14 protein-coding genes and 3 pseudogenes are annotated in these 19,229 nt (G+C 66.8%); 4 read left to right on the top strand and 13 right to left on the bottom strand.

Features of this window, described 5'->3' with window-relative positions; translation table 11 throughout:
• A pseudogene (locus ACTJI6_RS21340) lies at positions 1–675 on the top strand (IS3 family transposase); the annotation flags it as partial.
• A 380-nt stretch (positions 676–1,055) separates the two neighbouring features.
• Here ACTJI6_RS21340 and ACTJI6_RS21335 read toward each other — a convergent pair.
• The 13 genes and pseudogenes from ACTJI6_RS21335 to ACTJI6_RS21275 form a co-directional block, all read right to left on the bottom strand.
• Complete coding sequence (locus tag ACTJI6_RS21335; protein ID WP_440803497.1) at positions 1,056–1,739, bottom strand: 2-oxo acid dehydrogenase subunit E2; 684 nt, start codon at positions 1,737–1,739, stop codon at positions 1,056–1,058.
• Between the two features lie 123 nt (positions 1,740–1,862).
• A pseudogene (locus ACTJI6_RS21330) lies at positions 1,863–1,934 on the bottom strand (E3 binding domain-containing protein); the annotation flags it as partial.
• A gap of 15 nt (positions 1,935–1,949) precedes the next feature.
• A complete protein-coding gene (locus ACTJI6_RS21325; protein WP_440803495.1) occupies positions 1,950–2,273 on the bottom strand; it encodes a biotin/lipoyl-containing protein in 324 nt (107 codons plus the stop codon).
• 1 nt (position 2,274) lies between these two features.
• Positions 2,275–4,101: a transketolase C-terminal domain-containing protein gene (locus ACTJI6_RS21320; protein WP_440803492.1), complete on the bottom strand. Its 1,827-nt coding sequence runs from the start codon at positions 4,099–4,101 to the stop codon at positions 2,275–2,277.
• A gap of 54 nt (positions 4,102–4,155) precedes the next feature.
• The gene (locus ACTJI6_RS21315) at positions 4,156–4,686 is read right to left on the bottom strand and encodes a hypothetical protein (protein ID WP_440803490.1); all 531 of its coding nucleotides are present in this window, start codon (positions 4,684–4,686) and stop codon (positions 4,156–4,158) included.
• Positions 4,679–7,522, bottom strand: coding sequence for a 2Fe-2S iron-sulfur cluster-binding protein (locus tag ACTJI6_RS21310; protein WP_440803488.1), 2,844 nt, complete (start codon positions 7,520–7,522; stop codon positions 4,679–4,681). The genes ACTJI6_RS21315 and ACTJI6_RS21310 overlap by 8 nt, the downstream gene beginning before the upstream one ends.
• Positions 7,519–7,809 carry a sarcosine oxidase subunit delta gene (locus ACTJI6_RS21305; RefSeq protein ID WP_440803486.1) on the bottom strand — a complete coding sequence of 97 codons (291 nt, stop codon included), beginning with the start codon at positions 7,807–7,809 and terminating at the stop codon, positions 7,519–7,521. Before ACTJI6_RS21305 ends, ACTJI6_RS21310 begins: the two co-directional genes overlap by 4 nt.
• 12 nt (positions 7,810–7,821) lie before the next feature.
• A complete protein-coding gene (locus ACTJI6_RS21300; RefSeq protein ID WP_440803484.1) occupies positions 7,822–9,075 on the bottom strand; it encodes a sarcosine oxidase subunit beta family protein in 1,254 nt (417 codons plus the stop codon).
• A gap of 14 nt (positions 9,076–9,089) precedes the next feature.
• Positions 9,090–11,498: a GcvT family protein gene (locus tag ACTJI6_RS21295; RefSeq protein WP_440803482.1), complete on the bottom strand. Its 2,409-nt coding sequence runs from the start codon at positions 11,496–11,498 to the stop codon at positions 9,090–9,092.
• 175 nt (positions 11,499–11,673) lie between these two features.
• Entirely contained in the window at positions 11,674–13,254 is a 1,581-nt protein-coding gene (locus tag ACTJI6_RS21290; RefSeq protein WP_440803479.1) for an ABC transporter ATP-binding protein, read from the bottom strand.
• The gene (locus ACTJI6_RS21285) at positions 13,254–14,060 is read right to left on the bottom strand and encodes an ABC transporter permease (RefSeq protein WP_440803477.1); all 807 of its coding nucleotides are present in this window, start codon (positions 14,058–14,060) and stop codon (positions 13,254–13,256) included. The genes ACTJI6_RS21290 and ACTJI6_RS21285 overlap by 1 nt, the downstream gene beginning before the upstream one ends.
• The gene (locus ACTJI6_RS21280; RefSeq protein ID WP_440803474.1) at positions 14,057–15,046 is read right to left on the bottom strand and encodes an ABC transporter permease; all 990 of its coding nucleotides are present in this window, start codon (positions 15,044–15,046) and stop codon (positions 14,057–14,059) included. Before ACTJI6_RS21280 ends, ACTJI6_RS21285 begins: the two co-directional genes overlap by 4 nt.
• A 129-nt stretch (positions 15,047–15,175) precedes the next feature.
• Positions 15,176–16,714, bottom strand: a complete 1,539-nt coding sequence (locus ACTJI6_RS21275) for an ABC transporter substrate-binding protein (RefSeq protein ID WP_440803472.1) — start codon at positions 16,712–16,714, stop codon at positions 15,176–15,178.
• Positions 16,715–17,154: 440 nt separating this feature from the next.
• Between ACTJI6_RS21275 and ACTJI6_RS21270 the strand changes: the two genes are divergently transcribed.
• The 3 genes and pseudogenes from ACTJI6_RS21270 to ACTJI6_RS21260 form a co-directional block, all read left to right on the top strand.
• A complete protein-coding gene (locus tag ACTJI6_RS21270) occupies positions 17,155–17,814 on the top strand; it encodes a TetR/AcrR family transcriptional regulator (RefSeq protein ID WP_440803469.1) in 660 nt (219 codons plus the stop codon).
• Between the two features lie 178 nt (positions 17,815–17,992).
• A complete protein-coding gene (locus tag ACTJI6_RS21265; RefSeq protein WP_440803468.1) occupies positions 17,993–18,751 on the top strand; it encodes an electron transfer flavoprotein subunit beta/FixA family protein in 759 nt (252 codons plus the stop codon).
• A pseudogene (locus tag ACTJI6_RS21260) lies at positions 18,751–19,229 on the top strand (electron transfer flavoprotein subunit alpha/FixB family protein); the annotation flags it as partial. The gene ACTJI6_RS21265 and the pseudogene ACTJI6_RS21260, both read left to right, overlap by 1 nt.

Below are 19,229 nucleotides of genomic sequence, written 5' to 3'. Positions count from 1 at the left end.
TGGGCCTGCGGGTCGGACAGCGCCGGGTAGGCCGTCTGATGCGCCAGAATGGCATTCGCATCATCCGCAGCCGGAAGTTCAAGCGCACCACCGACAGCGATCACGCCTTCAACATCGCGCCGAACCTCTTGCAACAGGACTTTTCGGCGAGTGCCCCGAACCAGAAGTGGGCGGGCGACATCACCTACATCTGGACCCGCGAAGGCTGGGTTTATCTGGCCGTCATCATCGACCTGTTCTCGAGGCGCGTGATCGGGTGGGCCATCAGCAACCGGATGAAGCAGGATCTAGCGATCAGGGCGTTGAACATGGCCGTTGCACTGCGCCGCCCGCCCCCCGGCTGTATTCACCACACGGATCGCGGCGCACAATACTGCGCCCATGACTACCAGAAGCTTCTGCGCAAAAACGGGTTCAAAGTATCAATGAGCGGCAAGGGCAATTGCTATGATAACTCGGCCGTCGAGCGTCGCGTGTTCTCTCGGACCGATGGCGTTCACACGCTCCGTCTTCAAGTCCCTGAAGGCCGAACTGGTCTGGAGACGCGAATGGCACACCCGACGCGATGTCGAGATCGCCCTCTTCGAATACATCAATGGCTTCCAAAACCCGCGCCGCAAACACTCAGCCCTCGGCTGGAAATCACCCGTGGCCTTCGAGCAGAGGGCCGCTTAACATCAGCACCTGATCGGAACAGAAGCGATGCAGGTCCAAGGTGCCCTTCTGAAGCACATGGAGGTGGCGACAATGATGGGGCCTCGTCAGATCGCTCAAGGTCAGCTTTTCTACGAGTTCTCGCTCGAAGCCATGGTGCCGCCTGACCACTTGCTGCGGTCGATGGATCGACGACCTGCTACCCTGGAACTTCAATTCGTCAAGCAGAACGCAAGTTGGGCGCAGCCGCCGTACGCTGCACCGCCGCGTCAAGCCTCCCCCATAGGGCTAGGGATGAGCGCTTACAGTTGGAAAACATCTCCTCCTTTAACGGTACGAGCACCAGCCGCCCCGACTGGACTTTGACTGCTATCCCTATGCCGGTTCAAACTGTGGGGCCTCTAATCCCGCCACCCTTCCAACGCGGCGACGAAGGCGGTCAGCCAGCCGTTGGTCTGGTGCCCGTCCAGCACCCGATGGTCGATGGTCAGCGAGACATAGGCCATAGGGCGGATCTGGATCGTGTCCGCGCCGTCCACCTCGCGCACCACGACGCGTTTTTCCAGCTTGCCGACACCCAGGATGGCGGATTGCGGCTGGTTGATGATGATGGGTGCCGCGAACAGCGACCCCGAGACGCCGTGGTTCGAGATGGTGAAAGTGCCCTCGCGCATGTCCTCGGCCGCCAGCCGGCCGTCACGGGCGCGCTGCGTCAGATCCTGGAGCCGGGCCGCAACGCCGCGCAGCGAGAGATCCTGCACCCGCCGGATCACCGGCACGATCAGCCCCTTGTCGCCCAGGGCGGTGCCGATGCCGATGTTCACATCGCCGAAGATCTCCAGCCGGTCGTCATACCAGCGGCTGTTGACCTGTGGCACGGCCTGCATCGCGCGGGCGGCGGCCAGGACGATATAGGCCGTGTAGGAAAGTGCGATCCCCTCGGCCGCGAAGGCGGCCTTGTGGCGGCCGCGATGGGCCATGACGGCGCTGAAATCGGCCTCGAAGACGGCAGTGACCTGCGGCGCCTCGGTTACGGATTTCAGCATGTTGCGCGCGATGGCCAGGCGCATCGTGTCATGGGGCACCGATGTTCCGGCCTGCCGGGACGCGGGGGCCGGGACGGAGACGGGCTGGCTGGCGGGTTGGCTGGCGGGCTGCGGCGCGGGCGTATCCTCGCGCAGCCGGGCGGCGGCATCCACGTCGGCGCGGGTCAGGCGCCCGTCGCGGCCGCTGCCCTGCACCTGCTGCGGATCGACGCCGGTTTCGGCCAGCGCCCTGCGGACGGCGGGCGAATGCTAGGACGACATGTCCCGACCTTGCGCACAGGACCGTGCCTCCGGCGCGGCCGCCCGTCCCGGAGCAGGGATCTCGGCGGCGGGCTGCGTCCCAGCCGCCTCGATCCGGGCCAGGACCGCGCCCGGCAGCGCCTTCTGCCCGGCGCCGATCAGGATCTCGGCGATCCGGCCCGAGGCCGGGGCGGGCACCTCGACGGACACTTTGTCGGTTTCCAGTTCAAGCAGCGGGTCGTTTTCGCTGACCATGTCGCCAATGGCGCGCAGCCAGGTCGAGACGACGGCCTCGGTGCCCTCTTGTTCAAGCGGAACCAGAACGTCGACCATCTCAGAACTCCAGCAGATCGTTGAGCCTCGCGCGGATCGCCGCGACCGAGGGCACCGCCCATTCCAGATAGACCGGATTATGCGGGCTGGGGATGTCGGGCATCGTCAGCCGTTCCACCGGGGCGTCGAGGTCGGTAAAGGCCTCCGAGGCCACCACCGCGGCGATCTCGGCCCCGAATCCGGCGGTTTGCAGGTCTTCGTGGACAATCAGGCAGCGATGGGTTTTCGCAACCGAGGCAAGCACCGCCTCGCGGTCCCAGGGCACCAGCGTGCGCAGGTCGATCACGTCGACCGACAGGCCCGCCGCCGCCTCTTGGCAGCGGTCCACCAGACCGCCCCAGGTGACGATCGTGGCGCGCGTGCCCTCGGCCACCAATCGGGCCTTGCCGAAGGGCAGCGCGAAATCCTCCCCCGGCCAAGGCCTGCGCGCCCAGGCATGGTCCAGCATCGCCCGGTGTTCCAGAAAGATCACCGGGTCGTTGCCGCGCAGCGCGGTGCGCAGCAGGCCCACCGCATCCTCGGCATTTGACGGCGAGGCGATCTGCCAGCCGGGGCTGTGGATGAAGGCCACCTCGTTTGTCTGGCTGTGCCAGGGATCGCCGCATTTGAAAAAGCCCACCGGCATCCGCACCACCATCGGCGCGGCAAAGCGGTTGTTGGTCCGCCAGCGCATCGAGCCGCAGTCGTTTAGCTGTTCGGTCGCGGGTTCCGCATATTTGCGGAACTGGATCTCGGGGACCGGCAGCAGCCCGGCCAGCGCCATGCCGACGGCGCGCCCGATGATCCCTTCCTCGGAAAGCGACGTGTCGAAGACCCGCTCGACGCCGTATTTCTCTTGCAAGCCGAGGGTTACGGCATGGACGCCGCCCTTGGGGCCCACATCCTCGCCAAAGACCACCATGCGCGGGTTCGCGGCCAGTTCCTGGTCCAGTACCCGACGGATGGCGGTGACCATGTTGATGCGCTGCCCTTCGGAGCGAGGCTGATCAGTCGCGGCGGGCGGCTTCCAGCCCTGCGTCATCAGCCCGCCCACCTGCTGCATCTCTCCGTCATAGAACACATGCCTCAGGACCGAATCGGGTGTGCCGACGGGCCGCGCCTCGGCGGCTTCGCGCGCGGCCTCGGCCCGGTCTGCGGCGGTCCTGACGGCCTCGTCCCAGTCGGCGCGGGTCAGCACATGGGGGACCAGATGGGACTGCAGCTTGCCCCAGGGATCACGGGCGCGTTCGGCGGCCACGACCGCTTCGGATTTATAGGCCTGGGTATCCTGGAAACTATGGCCCTGAAGCCGCGGCACGGTCAGCCGCAGCATGGCGGGGCCGCGTTCTTCGCGCACATGGGCCACGGCCTCGGCGACCAGCTGCGCCGCTTCGGCAGGCTCGGTCCCATCGCCCGAGAAGATGCGCAGCCCCTGCCAGGCGCCCAGGTTCGCGGCGATATTGCCGCCCGGCGTCTGCATGGTCGAGGCGACCGAGATGCCGAACCCGTTATCCTCGACATAGAACAGCATCGGCAGCTTCTGCGTGGTGGCGATGGTCAGGGCCGACCAGAAGCCGTTCGAGGCGACCGAGCCATCCCCGCCCAGCACCACCGCGATCGACCGGCCATGCGCTGCGGATCCCAGCACTTGCGCGTGGTAGGCCAGCGCCTGCGCCCAGCCCGCCGTGGGCGTGTATTGCGCGCCGACGCCGCCGCACATGGGCAGCGCCACGGCGCCATCACGGTTGGGATGGTTGAACACAACGCCGATGTCGCGCCCGTCCGAATAGCCCCCTGCCCGCCCTGATGCGCGGCATCCTGAACCATGATGCCATTGCCAATTCGTCATCGAAATTCGTGCTGCGGCGGATCAAGCATCAGACCGCGCTGCCGATCTGAGCGGTCAGCCGGTTTCCGCCAGCACGGTCTCCATCCAGGACCAGAGATAGGCAGCAAGCCCGCGTTCGACATGCAGGCGCAGATGGCCCGAAGGTTCATGGCGATAGAGCAGCGCCGGGATCCCGGCAAAGCCGACGGCGGCGCAGGGGCCGCCATTGTCGGGGTCGATGGCCATGGCGCGGGACAGAAGCGCCGCCACCCCCTCTCCCGCCAAGGCAAAGACGTGATCGGCCCCGCCGATGAGGGTCAGGGCGAAGCCCGAGGCGTTCCAGCCCTCGGCCACGGTCTCGGACAGCGCGCCCACCGCCAGCAGCCGGTCTCGCGCCAGCCGGACGGCATAGCGATCACCCTGCGCCAGCCCCAGCGCCCCCGCCCCCTGCGCATCCAGCCCCGCGGCGCGGCCAAAGGCGGCGAGGTCGCCGCTGACCAGCGCCATATCCGGCAATGACAGGCTGCGCATGGTGACGCCGCCCCGGTCCAGCACCGCATTGTCCCAATCGGGCGCGGCGGCCCATTTCGCGGCATGGTCAGGCATGGAGACGCTCTCCTTCCGGGTCGAAGGCGCAGACCGGCGCGATCCGCGCCGGGAGGCTGCGGCCGAGGTGGTGCAGCTCGACCGTCTCGCCCATGCGGGCGGCGCCATTCTCGATCAGCGCCAGCGCAATGGGCCGGTTGAGGTTAGGGCTGAAATGGCTGGTGGTGACAAAGCCGATGCTGCGCCGACCCGCGCCCGAGGGCTCGACCGCATGGGCGCCTGCGGGCAGCACCTCGCCCGTCTCGCTTTGCAGCCCGACCAGCGCGCGGGCCTGATCCGCTGCGGCGGGCAGCGACAGGGACCGGCGGCCCAGATATTCGCCGCGTTTCTTCTGGAACGGCCCGCTGACGCCCAGATCCATGGGACGGCTGCGCCCGTCGCTGTCCTTGCCGACGACGATATAGCCCTTTTCCGCGCGCAGGATCATCAGCGCCTCGACGCCCAGCAGCACGGCATCGAAGGCACGCCCGGCCTCCTTCAGCGCCTGCCACAGCGGCAGCGCCCGGTCGGCCCGGACCGAGAGTTCATAGGACCGGTCGCCGGTGAAGCTGACCCGCGTCACCCGCACCGGCTCGGCCCCGAAGCGGCCCCAGGCCAGCTCCATATGCGGCAGCGCCGTATCGCCAAGATCGACGCTCAGACCCAGCGCCTCCAGCAGCGCGCGCGACTTCGGCCCGCTGACGGTCAGCGTGGCATAGCGCGCGGTCGCGTCATGGATCATCACCCGGCTGCGGTCGAAACTGTCCTGCCGCCATTCCTCCAGCAGCATCGCCACGCCCTGCACATGCGAGGAGGAGCAGGAGACGACAAAGCGATCCTCATCCAGCCGCACCAGCACGCCGTCGTCATAGACCGCGCCCTGTTCGGTCAGGATGAAGCCATAGCGGCAGCGGCCGGGCTTCAGCGTGGACATGGTGTTGTAGAAGATGAAGTCCAGAAACCGCGCCGCATCCGGCCCGATCACCTCGATCTTGCCCAGTGGCGAGCCATCGAAGAGCGCCACGCTCTGGCGCGCGGCCATGGCCTCGCGCGCGACCTCGGAGGCCTCGCCGCCCTGCCCGAACCAGGCCGGGCGCAGCCAGCAGCCATATTCTCGAAACTGCGCCCCGTCGGTGCGATGCTCCGCCTCCAGCGGCAGGCGGCGCAGCGGGTTCATCAATTGCCCGCCCCGCAGCCCGGCGAAAGAGGCCAGCGGAATCGGCACGAAGGGCGGGCGATAGGTGGTGGTCCCGGTATCCTGAATGCTGCGCCCGGTGATCCGCGCCATCAGCGCCAACCCCGGCAGGTTCGAGGTCTTGCCCTGGTCATTGGCCATGCCGAGCGTGGTGTAACGCTTCAGATGCTCGACGGACGTGAAATTCTCGCGCGCGGCCAGTTCCACGTCCTTGGCCGTGACATCGTTCTGCAGATCCAGCCAGATGCGCCCCTTGGCCTGCGGCACCGGCCAGTCTGCAGCGATCCGCAGCGGGCGATCGGGCGCCTCGGCCACGGGGGCTTCGCCTCGCACCGCCTGCGCGGCATCGGCCAGCACCTCCGCCAGCACGAACCGCCCCGCCGCCGCGCCGATGACCGTCAGCCCGGCGACCGGACGCTCCGGCACGAAGCCTTGGATCGCGTCGTCCCAGCGCAGCCTGCCCTGCGCCTGGCAGTAAAGATGCACCGTTGGCGTATAGCCGCCAGAGACAAGCAGCGCATCCGCCTCGATCCGCTGGCCCGAGGCAAGCTGCACGGCTTCGACCCCTCTGCGGCCCAGCACCGCCTCGACCCGCCCGGTCAGGCGGCGCAGGCCGGTGGCCGGGGCATCGGCCCGCTGGTCGATCACCGTGACCTCGGCCCCCGCCCCGGCCAGCGCCTCGGCGGTCTCATAGGCCAGGCCGTTGTTCGTGGCGACGACGACCCGCCGTCCCACCACGACGCCATAGCGCCTGAGGTAATGCAGCCCCGCCGCGGCCGACATGACGCCGGGGCGGTCGTTGTTGGCGAAGGGCAGGCCGCGTTCGATGGCTCCCGCGGCCAGCACCGTCTGCTGCGCGCGCACCCGCCACAGCCGCGGCGCAACGCCGTTGCCGCGGTCCTCGGCAAGGCCGGTCAGCCCGTGTTCATAACGGCCGAAGGCGGTGGTGCGCGTCATGACCCGCGCGCCCAGATCGCGCAGCCGGGCCACGGCATGCGTCGCCCAGTCGCGGCCCGTCAGCCCCTCGATCCGCGCCTCGCGCCACAGCAGGCTGCCGCCGGGCAGCGGCTGGTCGTCGCACAGGATCACCCGCCGGCCCTGCCCCGCCGCCGCCAGCGCCGCCGCAAGGCCCGCAGGCCCGGCCCCGATCACCAGCAGATCGCAGAAGGCATTGGCGGGCGCGGTCGGGCCGAAGCCCTTGGCCTGCGGATCCAGTCGGCCGAGCCCCGCCATGGCGCGGATGCGCGGCTCGAACAGGTGCCAGTCGGGGAACATGAAGGTCTTGTAATAGAAGGCCGCCGGGATGAAGCGGGCGAAGCGATCCAGAAAGGCGTTGCGGTCGTTCTCGGCCGAGGGCGCGCCATTGATGGAGCGCAGCACCATGCCGTCGCGCGCGGGTTCGACCGTCATCTGCACATTGGGCCGGTGCTGAACGCCGCAGATATCGGCGATGCCGTTCGGCTCCTCGGCCCCCGCGCCCCAGAAGCCGCGCGGGCGGTGATACTTGAAGCTGCGCCCAATGACCTGCACTCCCGCGCCCAGCAGCGCCGAGGCGAGGCTGTCGCCATGGAACCCCGAGACCTGCCGTCCGTCGAAGCGGAAGGCCAGCGGGCGGCTGCGATCGATGGCCCAGCCGTGGCTGTCGCTGCGCCAGGCGGTCATGGCTGCACCCCGGCAGTTTCAGTGGGGCTTGCGGTTCCGGCGGCTAGCGCCTCGGTCCCCGTCACCTCATGGGTCAGGGTATCGCGCGCCATCACGAAGACCTCGCGGCAAGCCAGATGCATCCAGATCTCCCGTGTCGGTCCGCGGCGGTTGTGGCGGAAATAGAGGTAGTCGGTCCAGGCCTCGGGCGCGGCCTCGCCTTCGGGGCGCAGGTTCCCGGCGTCGCCGCCGAAATGGAATTCGCCCTCGGGGCGGGGCCCGCAAAAGGGACAGGTGAAGATTTGCATGTCAGGCCCCCGTCAATGCGCGATGCCCGCGCCTGCCGCCTCGTCGATCATGTGACCGCTGCGGAAGCGCGACAGGTCGAACGGGCGGCTGATCTCGTGATGGCTGCCGGTGGCGAGGATATGGGCAAAGACCGTGCCCCCCGCCGGGATGCCCTTGAAGCCGCCGGTGCCCCAGCCGCCGTTGACGAACAGCCCCGGCAACGGGCTTTCCCCGAAGATCGGCGAACTGTCGGGTGTCACATCGACCGTGCCGCCCCATTGCCGCAACAGCCGTAGTTGGCGAAAGACCGGGAACATCTCCAGCAGGCCCGCCAGCACGGTTTCAAGCTGCGGCAGGTTGCCCCGCTGCCCATAGGAGGGCACGCGGTCCAATCCGCCGCCGATCACCATCTCGCCCTTGTCGGACTGGCTGACATAGGTGCCGGTCATGGGCGAGACCAGAACCGTGTCGAAGATCGGCTTCACCGGCTCGGACACGCAGGCTTGCAGGGTGTAGGAGGTGATGGGCAGGCGAAACCCGGCCTTGGCGGCCAGCGCGCCGGAATTTCCGGCGACCGCCATGCCGACCCGGTCCGCCCGGATCTCGCCCTGTGAGGTGGCGACGCCGACGCAGCGCCCGCCCTCGACCAGGAATTCCTGCACCTCGCATTGCTGGATGATGTCCACGCCCAGCCGGTCGGCGACGCGGGCATAGCCCCAGGCGACGGCATCGTGGCGCGCCACCCCGGCGCGGGCCTGGTAGATGGCGCCATAGACCGGATAGCGCGCATCCGGCGCGAAGTTGAAAATCGGTACCCGCCGCTGCACCTCGGCCCGGTCCAGCAGTTCCGCCGCCACCCCGTTCACCTGCATGGCGTTCACCATGCGGGCGGCGGTCTCCATCTCGGCGGGGCTGGAGACGACCTGCATCATGCCGCGCTGCGACAGCATGATGTTGTAGTTCAGATCCCGCCCCAGCGTCTCGTACAGCCGCAGCGACAGGTCATAGAGCGCGGTGCTTTCGGGATAGAAATAGTTCGACCGGATCGCGGTGGTGTTGCGGCCGGTATTGCCGCCGCCCAGCCAGCCGCGCTCGATCACCGCGACATTGGCGAGGCCGTGGGTTTTTGCAAGGTAATAGGCGGTGGCGAGGCCTTGGCCGCCGCCGCCGATGATGATCACGTCATAGCGCGGCTTCGGCCGGGGGCTGCGCCAGGCAGGGCGCCAGCCCTTCTGGCCGTTCAGCCCCTCCTTCAGCAGCGAGAATGCGGAATAATGGCGTGTCATCGCTCTCTCCCGGCCTAGCCGCGCATCGCGGCGCCCAACGGATCATAGGGCGAGGCCGGGATCACCACGGCGCGGCATTCCTCTCCCACGATATGGGTGGACAGCACCGTGCCTTCGGCCGCCGCCGCCCGGTCCACCATGGCGAGTGCGAGGCTTTTGCCGATGGTATGGCCATAGCCGCCCGAAGTGACATAGCCGACCAGCTTTCCGTCCTGCCAGAGCGGCTCATAGCCGCTGGCATCCGCGTCCTTCGCCGCGATTTCCAGCGTGACCAGCACCTGCGCCGAAGGCTTGCCGTCGCGTTCCGCCCGCGCGGCCTCGGCGCCGATGAAATCGGCCTTGTCCCAGGCGATGAAGCGGTCCAGTCCGGTCTGCCCCGGCGTGTAGCGCTGGGCGAATTCGCGCGACCAGATGCCGAAGCTCTTTTCCAGCCGCAGCGCGTTGCCCGAGGCGAAGCCGAATTCGACCATGCCGAATTCCTGCCCGGCCTCCAGCAGCTTGCGGCGCAGCATGGCATGTTCCAAGGCGCCGCAATTGATCTCGTAGCCCAGTTCGCCGGTGATCGACATGCGGGCGACGCGGGTGCGATGCAGGCCCACGTCCAGCCGCGTGCAGCCCAGCAGCGGCAGCGCGGCCAGATCCTGATGAGTCAGCTTTTGCAGAATGTCGCGCGCCCGCGGCCCAGCCAGCGCAAAGCCGCCCACATCGTCAGAGATGTCCCGCAGATCGACGCCCTCAGCCGCATTGTCCTGGAACCAGCGCATGTGCCATTCGCGCAGGTAATAGGATCCCATGATCCACCACGACCCGTCGCCCCAGTTGAGCACCGTCAGGTCGCCCTTGAGCCTGCCGTCATGGCCCAGCATGGGCGCCAGCCGCGCCCGGCCCGGCCTTGGCAGGCGGCTGGCGAAGATGCGGTCCAGCCAGGCCTCGGCCCCCGCGCCCGTCACCTCGTACCGTGAATAGCCGGTGATATCGAGCAGCCCGGCCCGTTCGCGCACCGCGCGGCATTCGTCGCCGATGATGTCGAAGGCGTTCGAGCGGCGCAGGCTGGGCTTTTCCTGGAAACCCTCGGGCGCGAAGTAAAGCGGCACCTCCAGCCCCCAGTTCGCGCCCCAGACGGCCCCGGCGGCCGACAGGCCCTCGTATGCGCCGGGCACCTTCAGCGGGCGGCCTTCGGGAAGCTGCTCGTTCGGATAGGTCATGATGAAGCGGCGCGAATAGAACTGGCCGGTGGTCTGGCGGATGAATTCGCGGTTCGCGGCGAAATCGCCATAGCGGGCGATGTCCATGCCGAAGACATCGGCCTCGGTCGCCCCCTGGACCATCCATTCCGCCAGCGACTTGCCGACGCCGCCACCTTGCAGGAAGCCCGCCATGACGCCGCAGGCGACCCAATAGTTGCGCAGGCCGCGGATCGGGCCGACCAGCGGGTTGCCGTCGGGCGAGAAGGTGAACGCGCCATTGACCCAGCGGCGGATACCCGCGTGTTCCAGCACCGGATAGCGGTGGAAGGCCAGCGCCAGTTCGTCCGAGATGCGGTCGGGATCCTCCTGGATCAGTTCGATGCCGTAATCCCAGGGCGCGCCGTCCATCTGCCAGTGCTTGTGGTTGATCTCATAAATGCCCAGCAGCATGCCGTGCTGTTCCTGGCGCATGTAGGAAAAGCCGTCGAGATCCACGATGGTGGCGATCTCCTTCGGCATCGCTGCGATCTCGGGGATGGCCTCGGTGACGAAATAGTGGTGCTCCATCGGCGTGACCGGCAGTTCCACGCCCACCATGCGTCCAAGCTGCTTGGCCCACAGACCGGCGGCATTCACCACATGCTCGGCCAGGATCGTGCCCTTCTCGGTCTCGACCTGCCATTCCAGCGAGGGCAATTGCGTCAGCGACAGCACGCGGTTGTGCTCGATGATGTCGGCGCCGCGCCGCTTGGCCGCACGGGCATAGGCATGGACCACGCCCGAGGGATCGACATAGCCCTCGCGCTCGGACGTCATGCCGCCCAGAAGGTCCGAGGTGTTGACCAGCGGGCACATCTCCTTGATCTCGTCCGGGGTGACCAGGCGGCAATCGTCGATGCCCATCGACTGCATCACCCGGTAGCTGCCCTTGAGCCAGTCCCAACGGTCGGGATCGCGCGCCATCATGATGCCGCCGGTCATATGCAGGCCGATATTGATGCCCGATTCCTTCTCGATCTCGGGCAGCAGGTCGATCGTATAGGCCTGAAGGGCCGAGATGTTGGGATCGGCGTTCAGCGTGTGAATGCCGCCCGCCGCGTGCCAGCTGGACCCCGAGGTCAGCACGTTGCGTTCCAGGATCACGATATCGGTCCAGCCCAGCTTGGTCAGATGATAGGCGATGGACGCGCCTACGACGCCACCGCCGACAATGACAACGCGATACCGGTCTTTCATGGCTTTCCCCTTGTTTCGATCCCTGACGGTTGGACAGAGAGTAACATATTAGACAGTTATGAACAGAGAAAATCTGGCCGTATTTCTCTGTTTTCTGCGCAAATGGCGCGCGACCTTTCCGAAAGGACGGTTCAGATGTCGTCTTTCATGGGCATAGGTGTCTTGCGCGCGCCGGTCAAAGCCGCGCCTCCAGCCAGCCGCGTTCCATCAGCGGCGTGGAATCCAGAAGCTTGCGGGTGTAATCCTCGGTCGGGGCGGAAAAGACGCGGTTCGCGGTGCCCGCCTCGACGATCCGGCCCTGCTGCATCACCACCACCTCATGCGCGAAACGCCGGGTCAAGAGCAGGTTGTGGGTGATGAACAGCATGGTCAGCGGCCGTTCCTGCATCAGTCTCAGCAGCAGCTTGATGACGCTTTCCTCGACCAGCGGATCAAGGGCCGAGGTCACCTCGTCGCAGATCAGCACGTCCGGTTCGGCCGCCAGAGCGCGGGCGATGCAGACCCGCTGCTTCTGTCCGCCCGACAGCGATCCCGGCACCCGGTCCAGGAAGGATTCGGGCAGTTCGACATCGCGCATCAGTTCGCGCAGCCGCGGTTCGGCGGCGGCGCCCCGCAGCCCGCCGAACTTCGCCAACGGGCGACCGACGATCTGGCGGATGGTCTGGCGCGGGTTCAGCGCCAGGTCGGGCAGCTGGTGGATGTATTGCAGGCGCCGCCGCGCCTCTTGGCTGCGCCGCTCGACCCGGCCGGGCAGCGCCTCTCCCTTCAGGGTCATCGTTCCGGCATGCAGATCGACCAGCCCGGCGATGGTGCGCGCCAGCGTGGTCTTGCCGCTGCCCGATTCGCCCACCAGGCAGGTGATATGGCCGGACACCAGTTTCAGGGAAATATCGCTGATGGCACTGACCCGGCCATAGCCCGACGCCAGCCCCGCGATCGAGATGATCGGGCGTCCCGCCGCCGCATCCGGCACGCCGCTGGAGGTGGTCTTGTTGGCGACCAGATCGCGGGTGTATTCCGCTTGCGGATGTTCGATCAGATCGCGGGTCGCGCCGATTTCCACCTGCTTGCCGTGGCGCAGAACCATCACCCGATCGGCCAGTTGCGACACGACCGCCAGGTCATGCGAGATATAGATCGCGCCGCAGCCGCGTTTCTTGACGATTCGACGGATCAGCCGGATCACCTCAAGCTGCGTGGTCACGTCCAGCGCCGTGGTGGGTTCGTCAAAGATGATCAGGTCGGGTTCGTTGATCAGCGCCATGGCGATCATCGCCCGTTGCAACTGGCCGCCCGAGACCTGATGCGGATAGCGGCGGCCGAAATTTTCCGGGTCCGGCAGCTGCAACTCGCGAAACAGGCTGACGGCCAGGCGGTCACGCTCGGCCCTGGGCATTCCCCGTTCCAGCGCCGCCAGTTCGGTCACCTGATCGGCCAGCCGATAGAAGGGATTGAAGGCGGCGGCGGCGCTTTGCGCGACATAGGACACTTTGCTGCGCCGCACCTTTTCCAGTTCGCGCTGCGGCAGATCGAAAAGGCTGTGCCCCGCCAGCCGCACCGTGCCGGCCGTGCGTCGGCAGCCCGCGCGCAAAAGGCCCAGTGTCGCCATGGCCAGCGTGCTTTTCCCCGCACCGGATTCGCCGATGATGCCGAAGATTTCGCCCGGCAGGACATCAAACGAGATATCGTCCAGGATGGTGGCCTGCCGGGCGTCGATCCGAAGCTGCGCGATCTGAAGGACGGGAGGAGTAACCATCAGCCGAGCTCCGCGCGGATCGAATACTTGTGGATGAACCAGTCGACGATGCCGTTCACCGACAGCGTGATAAGCGCGATGCACACCGCAGGCGCCAACGGCGACAGTTGCCCCACCGAGATCGCCAGCGCGTTTTCCCGCACCAGTCCGCCCAGATCGGCGGCGGGCGGCTGAACGCCCACGCCCAGAAAGCTGAGCCCACTGATGAACAGCACCGCATAGGCGATGCGGATGCCGAATTCCGCAATCAGCGTCGGCGCGGCATTGGGCAGGATTTCCCGGAACAGATACCAGCCGATGCCCTCGCCGCGCAGCCGCGCGACCTCGACATAATCCATCGCCACGATGTCGCCCGCGACGGGGCGGATGACGCGATAGAACAGCGTCGCCTCCAGCACGGCCATGGTCAGCACCAGCGTGGTCAGCGACACCCCGGCAACCGCCAACACGACCAGCGCGAAGATGATCTGCGGCACCGACATGATCGCATCGACCAGGCGGCCCAGGACCAGGTCGGTCCAGCCGCGCCGGAAGGCGGCCAGGAAGGCCAGCGTCACCCCCACCGCCGCCGCGAGCACGGAGACCAGCAGCGCGATCCCCAGCGTATAGCGCAGCCCGAACAGGATCCGCGACAGCATGTCCCGGCCCAGCGAATCCGCGCCCAGCAGCGCGTCGTCCCCCGGTGCGGAATAGGCCATGTGCACCGGATCGCTGGGCGAATAGGGTGCCAGCCAGGGCGCCAGCAGCGCCGCCAGCACCAGCGCCGCGAAACAGCCGATCGACAGGATGAAGCCGATCTTCCTCATGCCGTCGCCCCCCGTGCCGGGACGCGCTGGCGCGGATTGGCCAGCAGCGCCAGGAAATCGGCCAGAAAGTTCATGCCGATGAAGATCAGCGCGAACAGCAGCCCGCAGGCCTGCACCACCGTCAGATCGCGATAGGCCACGGAATCCACCATCAGCTTGCCGAGGCCCGGATAGCTGAACACGATCTCGATCACGACCACGTCGACGATCAGATAGGCGACGGTCAGGATGCTGATCGACAGGATCGCCGACAGCGCATTGGGCAGCGCATGGCGCAGGATGATGCGGCGGCGCGAGATGCCCTTGACCTCGGACATCAGCACATAGTCCGAGGCCAGCACCGACAGGATCGCCGTGCGGGTCAGCTTCATCGTATGGGCCTGGCCGATGATGACCAGCGACAGGACCGGCAGCGCCAGCACCTTGGCCCAGGCGGCGGCCCCTCCCATCAACGGCGCCACCGACATCGACGGAAACCAGCCCATGCGCACCGCGAAGACATAGATCAGGATATAGCCCACCAGAAAGGCAGGCATGGCCAGAAACAGCATCGAGCCGAAACCCAGGATCCGGTCCAGCCAGCTGTCCTGCCAGATCGCCGCCGCGATGCCCGCCCCCACCGCCACCGGCAGCAGGACCAGCGAGGCGACGAAGGCCAGCATCAGGGAATTGCCCAGGCGCGGCAGCAGCACCTCGGCCACCGGGCGGCCGCTGGCCAGCGAGGTTCCGAAATCACCCCTCAGCACATTCAGAAGCCAGCCCAGGTAACGCTGCCACAGCGGGTCGTCCAACCGCAGGTCGTGGCGCAAGGCCTCCAGCGCGGCGGGGGTGGCATTCTGGCCCAGCAACGCGCTGGCGGTATCGCCCGGCAGCATCGCGGTGCCGACGAAGATCAGCCCGGTCACCAGGATCAGCGAGACGATCCCGGACATCAGGCGAGAGACCACGAAGGCCCGGATTGGGGAAGAAGAGCGGCGGCGTTGCATCATCGCTGGGACGGACCGCGGTACGGGTGACTGTCAGGGACGAGCATGTCCTCTGGACCTCCTGGAACGGAATCTGTCGGGCCGGCGAGCGGCCCCGACGTTCGCAATCTGGGTTCAGGCCTGCGGCCGTCAGGCCAGCCAGACCTGTTCAGCGGCGCGGTAATTCGCTAGCGGCTGCGAGCCGGGCTGATAGCCCTGGACCTGGGCGCTCAACCCCTCGATCACGTCGCCGAAGACCGGGATGATCGCGCCCCCGTCCGAGGACAGGATGCGCTGGGCCTCGACATAGTATTCGCGGCGCCGCGCATCGTCGGCCTCGCTGCGGGCCGAAGCGATGGCGGCATCGAAGGCGGGGTTCGACCAATGCGTGTCATTGCCTGCCGAGCCGCTGGAATAGGCGGTGGTCAGGATCATGTCCGCCGTGGGCCGCGCGCCCCAGACGGTCGCGTGGAACGGCGCCTGGCCCCAGACATTGGCCCAATAGCCGTCGGCAGGCTCGCGTAGCACGTCCAGCGTGATCCCGGCCTTGGCCGCGTGCTCCTTGAACAGCGCGGCCATGTCGACCGCCGCCGCCCCTGCCGCATCCGAGGTACGCAGCACCAGCGGACCCGAGACGCCGGATTTCTTGAACAGCGCTGCCGCCTTTTCGGGATCGTAGGCGTTCTGCGCGATATCGGCCGCGAACAACGGATCGTTCGGCGGGATCGGGGTGTCGTTGCCGATCCGCCCCATGCCCCCATAGACCCGCGCCAGCACGTCCTGGCGGTCGATGGCCAGCTTCAGCGCCAGACGCAGGTCGGGATTGCTGAACGGCTCGCTGTCGGCGCGCATGTTGAAGCCGACGAATTGCGATCCCTGGAACGCGACGATCTGGCGTCCGGGCAGCGCGCGCAGCAGGTTCGCGGTGCGGCTTTCCAGCATGCTGGCGATATGGACCTGCCCGCTCTGGAAGGCGCTGGCCCGCGCGGCGGGGTCGTTGGCGGCCAGGATGACCACCTGGTCCACCCAGGCGGCGTCGGATTTGAAATAGGCGTCGTGGCGCGCCGTCTCGATCATCTCGCCGGGAGAGAAGCGGGTGATCTTGTAGGGGCCGGTGCCGATACCGTCGAAGGTGGTGGTGCCCTCGGGGATGATGCACAGCGGATAGTTGCTCAGCATCGCCGGGAACAGATAGTTCGCCTCGTGCAGGTCCAGCACCACCCGCGCCGGACCGTCGGCCCTGGCCTCGGCGATCGAGGCGGCGATGGCGCGCGAATTCGACCGCGAATCTTCGGCATCATGGATGCGCAGCGAATAGATCACATCGGCCGGCGTGACGGGGCGCCCGTCGTGGAAGGTCGCGCCCTCGACCAGGTCGAAGACCCACCGTCTGCCGCCTTCGCTGCTTTCCCAAACCCGCGCCAGACCAAGGCGCAGTTCATTCGTCGGTCCATGCGCCTCGATCAGCGTGTTGAACACCGTTCCCGAGACGACCGCCCAGTAAGGAGAGTTGAAGCTGCGCGGATCCAGGCTGTCGCCGGTCGAGGCGCCCTCGATCCCGATGGACAGCAGCCCGCCCCGCTTCGGCCCCGCCTGGGCGAAGACCGGCAGGGGCGCCGCAGCGATCAGGCCCAAGGCCCCCGCGGCTTGCAGGATCCCACGACGCGACAGGCCATGAATCTTTGTCATGTTCTTTCTCCCTGATGCCGTTCTCGCTCTTGCGGCGACTTCTTCTGGACATTAATGCACGTAAAGTCCGGCCTGTATATAAAAATTTTTATCGAAGCGGAAGACGGCCAGAGCGGACGAACAAGATTCTGGGATAAATGATTGATTTTCAATTACCCAGTCCTTGCAATCGTGCCGTTCCCGGGCGAGGGAAAGATCCGGCCATAATCCCGGTGAAGCATGCGCGCCTTGCGTTCGTGCCGGTCAAACGTAACCGCAAACCTGCGCATAGGCTGTTGAGATAGTTCAATATCATAGATGGAAACGGACGATCCCCCTACCGATTGTGCCTGACCGTTCCGCCAATGGCGCGCAGGTGATTCGGAACCTTTCCGCGCGCCAGACTTGCCCTCTGGCGCCCGGCGATGCATGCTTTCTGGACACAAGAGAAAGCGGCGGACATGGTCAAGCTGGCAGCAGGAAGCACCGAGGAACTGGCAGCGCAGGGCCGCTCGACCCGAGAGGACTGGCTGAATCTGGCATTGCAGACCCTGATCAAGGACGGCATCGACCGGGTCAAGATCCAGATCATGGCCAAGCAGTTGAACGTCTCGCGATCTAGCTTCTATTGGTTTTTCAAGAGTCCGCAGGATCTCTATGAACAGATGCTGGACCATTGGCTGACCAAGAACACGGGGCCGATCATCCAGCGGGCACTACGCCCCGCCGACACGATTTCCGAAGCGATCCTGAACGTCTTTGAATGCTGGGTGGACGAAGATCTTTTCGACCCACCTCTCGATATCGCCGTCCGGCTCTGGGCGCGGCGCGATCCGACGATCCTGAAGGTGGTGGCCAGCGCCGACCAGCAGCGGCTGGATGCACTAACGCGCATGTTCCAGCGCCACGGCTTCGTCGAGGAGGACGCCCTAGTGCGCGCCCGCGTGCTGTATTTCACTCAGATCGGCCAATACACGCTGGATATTCGAGAGGATCTCTCGCTGCGCATGACGCGCGCGCGCGCCTTCGTGCGGGCCTTCGGGGGGCAGGAACCGACCGAGGCCGAGTTGGAGAGCTTCGGCCTTCTGGCGGCGGCGAGGGCATCCCGTACCCCGACCTGATGCCCAAAACATGACCAGGTGAGCCGCTCTTCTAAGATAAGAGTTACAGAATCATCTGTTCACTTATGTCCATTAGGTGAAATTTTTCGGGCTGCCGGACCGGCGTAATTGCTGTCCGACCGGATAAACTGTGGCGGGCGTCGGTCGCTTGGACCATCGCATGAGTGGAGCGTAGCCCATGAAGATACTGGTGCCCGTGAAGCGGGTTATTGACTACAACGTGAAGGCTCGGGTTCGTGCTGACGGGTCTGGGGTTGACTTGGCGAATGTGAAGATGTCGATGAACCCGTTCGACGAGATCGCGGTCGAGGAGGCGATCCGGCTGAAGGAAGCCGGCAAGGCCGAGGAGGTGATCGCGGTCAGCATCGGCGTGCGTCAGGCGGCCGAGACGCTGCGCACGGCGCTGGCGATGGGCGCGGACCGGGCGATCCTGGTGGTGGCCTCGGAGGACGTGCACCAGGACATCGAACCCCTGGCGGTGGCCAAGATCCTCAGGGCGGTGGTCGAGGCCGAGCAGCCGCGGCTGGTGATCGCCGGCAAGCAGGCCATCGACAACGACATGAACGCGACCGGGCAGATGCTGGCGGCGCTTCTGGGCTGGGGCCAGGCGACCTTCGCCAGCAGGCTCGAGATCGAGGGCGACAGCGCCAAGGTGACGCGCGAGGTCGACGGCGGCCTGCAGACGATCAGCGTCGGCCTGCCCGCCGTGGTCACCGCCGACCTGCGCCTGAACGAGCCGCGCTACGCGTCGCTGCCCAACATCATGAAGGCCAAGAAGAAGCCGCTGGAGGAGAAGACCGCCGCCGATTACGGCGTCGATGTCAGCCCGCGCCTGGAGATCGTCTCCACGCGCGAACCCGAGGGGCGCAAGGCCGGCATCAGGGTCGGCTCGGCCGACGAACTGGTTTCGAAACTGAAAGAAGCGGGGGTGATCTGATGGCCGTTCTTCTGCTGGGCGAAGTCACGAACGGGGTGCTGAACCGCGACGCCACCGCCAAGGCCGTGAATGCCGTTGCCTCGCTGGGCGACGTGACGGTGCTCTGCGCCGGGGCGCAGGCCCGCGCCGCCGCCGCCGAGGCCGCGACCATCGCCGGGGTCGCCCGCGTCCTGGTGGCCGAGGACGCGCGCTACGGCCACCGCCTGGCCGAGCCGACGGCGGCGCTGATCGTCTCGCTGGCGGGCGCGTACGATCATGTCGCGGCGCCGGCCACGACGGACGCCAAGAACGTGATGCCGCGGGTGGCGGCGCTGCTGGACGCGATGGTGATCCCCGAGGTGTCGAAGGTGGTCGATGCCGACACGTTCGAACGCCCGGTCTATGCCGGCAACGCCATCCAGACGGTGCGGTCGAAGGACGCGAAGAAGGTGCTGACGATCCGCACCGCCAGCTTCGAGGCGGCGGGCGCGGGCGGCTC

Source organism: Paracoccus sp. 22332, assembly GCF_052045125.1.
Classification (GTDB): domain Bacteria; phylum Pseudomonadota; class Alphaproteobacteria; order Rhodobacterales; family Rhodobacteraceae; genus Paracoccus; species Paracoccus haematequi_A.
This window is presented reverse-complemented; position numbering and strand designations above follow the sequence as displayed.

Excerpts from the sequence above, each read along its gene's own strand:
- ACTJI6_RS21325 (WP_440803495.1), bottom strand. The coding sequence starts at position 2,273 with ATGGTCGACGTTCTGGTTCCGCTTGAACAAGAGGGCACCGAGGCCGTC.
- ACTJI6_RS21320 (WP_440803492.1), bottom strand. The coding sequence starts at position 4,101 with ATGACGAATTGGCAATGGCATCATGGTTCAGGATGCCGCGCATCAGGG.
- ACTJI6_RS21315 (WP_440803490.1), bottom strand. The coding sequence starts at position 4,686 with ATGCCTGACCATGCCGCGAAATGGGCCGCCGCGCCCGATTGGGACAAT.
- ACTJI6_RS21310 (WP_440803488.1), bottom strand. The coding sequence starts at position 7,522 with ATGACCGCCTGGCGCAGCGACAGCCACGGCTGGGCCATCGATCGCAGC.
- ACTJI6_RS21305 (WP_440803486.1), bottom strand. The coding sequence starts at position 7,809 with ATGCAAATCTTCACCTGTCCCTTTTGCGGGCCCCGCCCCGAGGGCGAA.
- ACTJI6_RS21300 (WP_440803484.1), bottom strand. The coding sequence starts at position 9,075 with ATGACACGCCATTATTCCGCATTCTCGCTGCTGAAGGAGGGGCTGAAC.
- ACTJI6_RS21295 (WP_440803482.1), bottom strand. The coding sequence starts at position 11,498 with ATGAAAGACCGGTATCGCGTTGTCATTGTCGGCGGTGGCGTCGTAGGC.
- ACTJI6_RS21290 (WP_440803479.1), bottom strand. The coding sequence starts at position 13,254 with ATGGTTACTCCTCCCGTCCTTCAGATCGCGCAGCTTCGGATCGACGCC.
- ACTJI6_RS21285 (WP_440803477.1), bottom strand. The coding sequence starts at position 14,060 with ATGAGGAAGATCGGCTTCATCCTGTCGATCGGCTGTTTCGCGGCGCTG.
- ACTJI6_RS21280 (WP_440803474.1), bottom strand. The coding sequence starts at position 15,046 with ATGCAACGCCGCCGCTCTTCTTCCCCAATCCGGGCCTTCGTGGTCTCT.
- ACTJI6_RS21275 (WP_440803472.1), bottom strand. The coding sequence starts at position 16,714 with ATGACAAAGATTCATGGCCTGTCGCGTCGTGGGATCCTGCAAGCCGCG.
- ACTJI6_RS21270 (WP_440803469.1), top strand. The coding sequence starts at position 17,155 with ATGGTCAAGCTGGCAGCAGGAAGCACCGAGGAACTGGCAGCGCAGGGC.
- ACTJI6_RS21265 (WP_440803468.1), top strand. The coding sequence starts at position 17,993 with ATGAAGATACTGGTGCCCGTGAAGCGGGTTATTGACTACAACGTGAAG.